Source organism: Mycobacterium sp. (genome assembly GCF_049280035.1).
Taxonomy (GTDB): Bacteria; Actinomycetota; Actinomycetes; order Mycobacteriales; family Mycobacteriaceae; genus Mycobacterium.
Map to the genome: position 1 here is coordinate 1 of NZ_JBAPPI010000713.1, position 3,631 is coordinate 3,631.

A 3,631-nucleotide genomic window follows, 5' to 3' on the forward strand; every position below is an offset into this window, starting at 1 on the left:
GTATAGCCGTGCTGGAACATCGTGTTGCCGTCGTTGAACGGCTCGAACAACCGCTCGCTGGCGATCATCGCTCCGATCGGCGAGTAGCCCGACGTCATCCCCTTGGCGCAGGTGATCATGTCGGGCACGTAGTTGAAATCGGTGCAGGCGAACATCGACCCAATGCGGCCGAACGCGCAGATCACCTCGTCGGAGACCAGCAGCACGTCGTACTCGTCGCAGATCTCCCGCACCCGTTCGAAATAGCCTGGGGGAGGCGGGATGCTGCCGCCGGCGTTCTGCACCGGTTCCAGGAAGACCGCCGCCACGGTCTCGGGTCCTTCGAACTCGATCGCCTCGGTGATTCGGTCGGCGGCCCACTGCCCGAAGGTTTTGATGTCGGTGTGAAACGGTTCCGGCGCGCGATAGAAGTTCGTGTTGGGCACCCGGAAGCCGCCGGGCGTCACCGGCTCGAACGGCGCCTTGTACCGCGGCAGCCCGGTAATGGCCAAGGCGCCCTGGGTGGTGCCGTGGTAGGCGATTGATCGCGAAATCACTTTGTGCTTACCGGGTTTGCCGGTCAGCTTGAAGTATTGCTTGGCCACCTTCCACGCCGTCTCGACAGCCTCAGTGCCGCCGGTGGTGAAGAACACCCGGTTTAAGTCACCGGGGGCGTAATGCGCGAGGCGCTCGGCAAGCTCGATCGCGGTTGGAGTGGCGTATCCCCACAGCGGAAAGAACGCCAGAGTGCTCGCCTGCCGGGCGGCCACCTCCGCAAGTTCGGTACGACCGTGGCCGACTTGCACAGTGAACAGACCAGACAGCGCGTCGAGGTAGCTCTTGCCGCGGTCATCGAAGATGGTGACCCCCTCGCCGCGAGTGATGATCGGCGGCGTGATGTCCGGGCCATGCCGGGTGAAGTGCAGCCACAGGTTGTCAGTCATCTTGCTCGCGAGCGTAGCCTCGCGATATGACCGCAGCGCAGCAGGTCGGCGAGTTTGAAGCCCTGCGACCGCATCTCATGTCGGTCGCCTACCGGCTGACCGGCACGGTGGCCGATGCCGAGGACATCGTCCAGGATGCCTGGCTGCGCTGGGACAGACAGGACAAGGAGATCGCCGACCTACGGGCCTGGCTGACCACGGTGGTGAGCAGGCTCGGCCTGGACCGGTTGCGGTCGGCCGCGCATCGTCGCGAAACGTACACCGGCAACTGGCTGCCCGAGCCGGTCGTCACCGGTTTTGACGAAGCCGATCCGCTCTCTGCCGTGGTGGCCAGCGAGGACGCCCGTTTTGCGGCGATGGTGGTGCTGGAGCGTCTGTCGCCCGATCAGCGGGTCGCGTTCGTGCTGCACGACGGATTCGCCGTGCCCTTCGCCGAAGTGGCCGAGGTGCTTGGGACCAGCGAGTCCGGCGCCCGCCAGCTGGCGTCCAGGGCCCGTAGGGCCCTGGAGCGGACAGCCGCGGAGCCGGCCTCAATGTCGGGAAAGCCCGACGCGTCGCACAACGAGGTGGTCGGCCGGCTGATGGCCGCCATGGCTGCCGGTGACCTGGAGGCCGTGGTGGCGCTGCTGCATCCGGACGTCATCTTCACCGGCGATTCAAATGGCAAGGCGCCCACGGCGGTCCATGTCATCCAGGGGGCGGACAAGGTGGCCCGGTTCATCTTCGGCCTTGCCCGCCGCTACGGCGAGGCGTTCTTCACGGCGAATCAGCTGGGTCTGGTCAACGGCGAGCTGGGTGCCTACACGGCGGGCAGCCCCGGCGATGACGGGCACTGGGAAATGCTGCCGCGGATCCTCGCGATGACGGTGCGTGACGGAAAGGTCTGCGCGCTATGGGATATCGCCAATCCCGACAAGTTCACCGGCTCTCCCTTGGGTCGGCGATCCTGAACACACTGCAAGGCCGAGTCGCAATGCACCGGCTGCTTCGCTCGCGCTAGCCCTGCGCTGCGGTTTCGCTCGCCTCGCTGGTCTCGGCCATCCAGGGAACCCGGCACGCGTCACCGGAATTGAACCCCTGTTCGGTGATACCCAGTGCGGTGTTCATCCGCGCCCGCATGTTCTCCACGCCGATCTGATAGGTCAGCTCGATCACGCCGTTCTCACCGAAGCGGGTCCGCAGGTCGGCTACCTGTTCGTCGGTGACGGTGTGTGGGTCGGTGGTCATCGCGCCGGCATAGGCGATGGCGGCCCGCTCGTCATCGGTGAATCGCGGTGAGGTGGCGTAATTTTCTATGTCTGCGAGGCGCTCGACGTCCAGGCCGTCGAGGCGCTGCAGCATCGACCCGAAGTCGACGCACCACGAGCAGCCGACGGTGCGTGCAGCCCAAAACACCGCCAGCTCGCGGACGTTGGCTGGGAGCTTGCGTGACGCCGATTGCAGCATGGTCTCGTGGACGGCGCTGGCGATCAGCAGCCGCGGGTGGTGCGCGGATACTGCGAACGGCTCGGGGACTTCGCCGAAGCGCCGCTTCGCGTACCGGTACATGGCGCGGATGAGCCAGTTGGCCCGTTTCGGGGGCAAGGGTTCAATGCGGGTTTTCTCTGTCATACCAGTCAGACGATTCAGCCCACTAAGGTGTGACAGCACTTGGATCAGTAGGTCAGGCAGCTCGCCGCCGGCTGACGTTGGTCGCGTACTCTCGCACTGGCCGATCGGCAGCCCTTGTCGGCCGTTGGTTCAGGCTTGCGTTGGTCTGGTACTGGCGGGGCTCAATCTCCTGCGCCAACTTGCGGTTCATAGCTTAAGGAACGCTACTGTCTATTAGCTTATTCCCACCTGTGAAGAACTTCAGCGTGCGAACATCAGCGCGCGCTTGACCTCTTGAATTGCCTTGGTCACTTCGATACCCCGGGGGCAGGACTCGGTGCAGTTGAATGTGGTGCGGCACCGCCACACCCCATCGACCTCGTTGAGGATGTCGAGGCGCTCGGCGGCGGCCTCGTCGCGGCTGTCGAAGATGAAGCGGTGCGCGTTGACAATGGCTGCCGGACCGAAGTAGCTGCCCTCGCTCCAGAACACCGGGCAGCTGGTGGTGCAGCAGGCGCACAGGATGCACTTGGTGGTGTCGTCGTAGCGCGCGCGATCGGTTTGGCTTTGGATTCGCTCCCGGGTCGGCGGGTTGCCGCTGGTGATCAGGTATGGCTTCACCGCGCGGTAGGCCTCGAAGAACGGCTCCATGTCGACCACCAGGTCCTTCTCCACCGGCAGCCCGCGGATCGGTTCGATCGTGATGGTGAGTGACTTGCCCGCCTTTTTGGGAAGCAAGTCGCGCATCAGCACCTTGCAGGCCAGCCGGTTGACACCGTTGATCCGCATCGCGTCGGAGCCGCAGACGCCGTGTGCGCAGGACCGGCGGAAGGTGAGCGTGCCGTCGAGGTAGCTCTTGATGTAGATCAGCAGGTTGAGCACCCGGTCGGTGGGCAGGCAGGGCACCCGGAAGCTCTGCCAGCCACCGGAATCGGCGTTCTGGTCGGGGTTTTCCGGGTTGAACCGGGCGATCCTCAGCGTCACCATCACCGAGCCCTCGGGGATCGGGGGCAACGGCGGATCCCCGCCTGGCGTGGTCTCGACAACCGAACTCATCAGTACTTCCGTTCCATCGGCTCGTAGCGGGTCTGTACCACGGGTTTGAAATCCAGTCGAAT

2 protein-coding genes and 2 pseudogenes are annotated in these 3,631 nt (G+C 64.8%); 1 reads left to right on the plus strand and 3 read right to left on the minus strand.

The genetic code is table 11. The annotated features are described in order from the left end of the window. A pseudogene (locus tag WAN71_RS23030) lies at positions 1 to 923 on the minus strand (aspartate aminotransferase family protein); the annotation flags it as partial. Between the two features lie 26 nt (positions 924 to 949). Here WAN71_RS23030 and WAN71_RS23035 point away from each other — a divergent pair. After that, complete coding sequence (locus WAN71_RS23035; RefSeq protein WP_422227547.1) at positions 950 to 1,873, plus strand: sigma-70 family RNA polymerase sigma factor; 924 nt, start codon at positions 950 to 952, stop codon at positions 1,871 to 1,873. 46 nt (positions 1,874 to 1,919) lie between these two features. On the opposite strand, the pseudogene WAN71_RS23040 reads toward WAN71_RS23035, so the two are convergent. Together WAN71_RS23040 and WAN71_RS23045 are read right to left on the minus strand one after the other, a co-directional pair. Next, positions 1,920 to 2,567: pseudogene (locus WAN71_RS23040) on the minus strand (carboxymuconolactone decarboxylase family protein); the annotation flags it as partial. Between the two features lie 207 nt (positions 2,568 to 2,774). Continuing rightward, positions 2,775 to 3,569 carry a succinate dehydrogenase iron-sulfur subunit gene (locus WAN71_RS23045; RefSeq protein ID WP_422227548.1) on the minus strand — a complete coding sequence of 265 codons (795 nt, stop codon included), beginning with the start codon at positions 3,567 to 3,569 and terminating at the stop codon, positions 2,775 to 2,777. Between the last annotated feature and the right edge of the window lie 62 nt (positions 3,570 to 3,631).

Coding starts and splice junctions, on each gene's coding strand:
- WAN71_RS23045 (WP_422227548.1), bottom strand. CDS start 3,569: ATGAGTTCGGTTGTCGAGACCACGCCAGGCGGGGATCCGCCGTTGCCC.
- WAN71_RS23035 (WP_422227547.1), top strand. CDS start 950: ATGACCGCAGCGCAGCAGGTCGGCGAGTTTGAAGCCCTGCGACCGCAT.